Consider the following 3,000-nt stretch of genomic DNA (forward strand, 5'->3'; position numbering starts at 1 on the left):
TTGAGGACAACGCGCGAAGCGTGTTGCGGGGGTCTGGGGGCTTGCCCCCAGTTTCGGGAAGGGGCGGGGCTGGGGAAGAAGCCCGCCGCAGGCGCAAGCGACCCGCACCCCCAAGCAGATCAGCAGCAAAGCGCAGCGGACCGGTACCGTAAGCAGAATGACCACCCCGCGCCGCCCCGCCGACAGAACCGGCGCCCCCCGCACCCTCGCGGAAGAGCTGCGCGGCAGGCCCGACGACGCCCTCGCGGCCCTCCTCGTCGCCCGGCCGGACCTGCTCAACCCCGTCCCCGGCGACCTCACGCAGCTTGCCACCCGCGCCGGCACCCGCGCCTCGGTCGTCCGCGCGCTGGAGCGCCTGGACCGGTTCGCCCTCCAGGCCGCGGAGGCGCTCGCGGTCGCCCCGGACCCCTGTCCGTACGCCACGCTGGACGCGCTGCTGAGCGGTGACGAGGCCGCGGACCCCCGCGTCTCCCGCGAACTGCCGCGCGCCCTGGGCACGCTGCGCGACCAGGCCCTGGTCTGGGGCGGCGAGGACCGGCTGCGCCTGGTCCGCACGGCCCGCGAACTGCTCGCGCCGAGCGCCGCGCACCCCTCCCCCACCGGCCTCGGGCCGTCCGTCGCGGAGGCCACGGCGGGCATGTCCCCGGGCCGCGTCCAGCAGATCATCGCGGCGGCCGGACTGCCCGCGACACACGATCCGGTGACGGCCGTCGACGCGTTGACCGAACTGTTCGAGGACCGTACGCGCATGGCCGCGCTGCTCGCCGGGGCCCCCGCCGACGCGACGGCCGTGCTCGGCAAGCTGCTGTGGGGCCCGCCGTACGGCACGGTCACCGCCGACCCCGCCCCGCACCTGCGCTGGCTGCTGGACCGCGGCCTGCTGCTGTCCGCCGGGCCCGGCAATGTGGTGCTGCCCCGCGAAGTGGCCCTCCACCTGCGCGCCGGGCGCGCGCACCGCTCACCCGAACCGGTGGCTCCGGAGCTCGCCCCCGTGACCGGGCACGCGGAGCGGACGGTGGACGCGGCGGCCGCCGGGCAGGCGTTCACCGCCCTGGCCACGGTCGAGGAACTGCTCAAGGAGTGGGAGACCGGCGGCCCGCTGGTGCTGCGCGCGGGCGGCCTCAGCATCCGCGACCTCAAGCGCACGGCGGCCGTCCTCGACACCCCTGAGCAGACGGCCGCCTTCTGGGTGGAGCTGGCGTACGCGGCCGGGCTGCTCTCGTCCGACGGCGAGGTCGACGAGCGGTACGCCCCGACGCCCGCCTACGACGACTGGCTCAAGCTGCCCGCCGAACGGCGCTGGGCCGGGCTGGCCACCGCCTGGCTCGCCGCGACCCGCGCGGCCGGGCTCGTCGGCGGCCGGGACGCCAAGGCCCGTACGCTCGCCGCGCTCGGCCCCGACCTCGACCGCGGCCCGGCCCCCGAGGTCCGCCACCGCGTCCTCGCGCTCCTCGCCGCCCTCCCGCCGGGCGCCGCCGTCTCCCCGGACACGCTGCTGGCCCGGCTGCACTGGGAGCGCCCGCCGCGCGTCACCACCGGCGCGGAGGAGGACCTGCGCACCCGCCTCGCCCGCTGGACGCTGACGGAGGCCGAACTGCTCGGCGTCGTCAACCGCGGTGCCGTCTCCGCGCACGGGCGTGCCCTGCTCCCGCCCGTCGACGAGGCGCACGCCGTGTGGCGGCCGCCGACCGACCCGGAGCTGGGCGCCGCGGGCGTACGGGCCGCCGCGCTCCTCGCCCCGCTGCTGCCCGAGCCGCTCGACCACATCCTGCTCCAGGCCGACCTCACGGCTGTCGCCCCCGGACCGCTCGTCCGGCCGCTGGCCCAGACGCTGGGGGTGCTCGCCGACATCGAGTCCAAGGGCGGGGCCACGGTCTACCGCTTCACCCCCGCCTCCGTGCGACGGGCCCTGGACGCCGGGCGGACCGCCGACGACCTGAAGGCGTTCCTCACCGCGCACTCGCGCACGCCCGTGCCGCAGCCTCTCGCCTATCTCGTCGACGACGTCGCCCGCCGCCACGGCCACCTGCGGGTGGGCGCCGCCTCGTCCTACCTCCGCTGCGACGACGAGGCCGCGCTCGCCGAGATCCTCGCCGACCGCCGCTCCGCGCCCTTGCGGCTGCGCCGCCTCGCCCCGACGGTGCTGGCCGCGCAGGCGGCACCGGACGCGCTCCTCGCGGGGCTGCGCGACATGGGGTACGCGCCCGCCGCGGAGTCCGCCGAGGGCGACGTGCTGATCGCCCGCGCCGACGCCCACCGCACCCCTCCCCGCACGGCCCCGGCCCCCGTCCCCGAGGGCCCGCCCGCTCCCGACGCGACGCTGCTGGGCGCGGCGGTACGGGCCATCCGCGCGGGCGACATGGCCGCCACGGCCGAACGCAAGCCCCTCCCCGACTCCGCCCCCGGCCGCCTCCCCCGCACGACCTCCGCGGACACCCTGGCCGCGGTCCAGGCCGCGGTCCTCACGGGCACCCCGGTCTGGATCGGCTACGTCAACGCGGAGGGCGCGGCGAGCCAGCGCGTGATCGCGCCGGTGCGGGTGGAAGGCGGCTTCGTGACCGCGTACGACCACACGGCGGACGAGATCCGCACGTATCCCTTGCACCGGATCACCGGCGTGGCGGAACTGGCGGACGACCCGGCGTAGCGGGGTTCGTTCGCCAGCCCCCGACTGCGGGCCGGTTGCGCCTGCGGCGGGCCTGTTCCCCTACCCCACCCCTTCCCGAAACTGGGGCGCTGCCCCAGACCCCGGGCCTCAGGTCCGTTGCCGCCTGCGGCGGGAGCTCCCCCAGCTACCGCTGGGAGGTGCCCCCAACGGGCTGAATTTCGCGCACCCGGCGGAAAAGAGAGGCACACCCGGCCGAAATGAGCGGCGTGCCCCGAAGGGCTACGTACCCACCGGCGAAGGGGGTGGGGCCGGAGGGTGAGGTTCTGGAACGCGGTGCGTAGTCACAGCACCCAACACGTAAGACAGCGCCACGCACCGCGTTCCAGGTCCTC

1 protein-coding gene is annotated in these 3,000 nt (G+C 77.0%); it reads left to right on the forward strand.

Annotation, left to right across the window (positions count from 1 at the left end; all coding sequences use genetic code 11):
• The first annotated feature begins 157 nt into the window (after positions 1–157).
• Positions 158–2,647 (forward strand): helicase C-terminal domain-containing protein, encoded by a 2,490-nt coding sequence (locus AB0435_RS34030; RefSeq protein ID WP_366428720.1) that lies wholly within the window; start codon positions 158–160, stop codon positions 2,645–2,647.
• Positions 2,648–3,000: the final 353 nt, after the last annotated feature.

The organism is Streptomyces sp. NPDC051173, from assembly GCF_040689515.1.
Lineage (GTDB): Bacteria > Actinomycetota > Actinomycetes > Streptomycetales > Streptomycetaceae > Streptomyces.

Bases quoted from the DNA above. Each gene is read 5' to 3' on its own strand.
- AB0435_RS34030 (WP_366428720.1), top strand. From the start codon at position 158: ATGACCACCCCGCGCCGCCCCGCCGACAGAACCGGCGCCCCCCGCACC.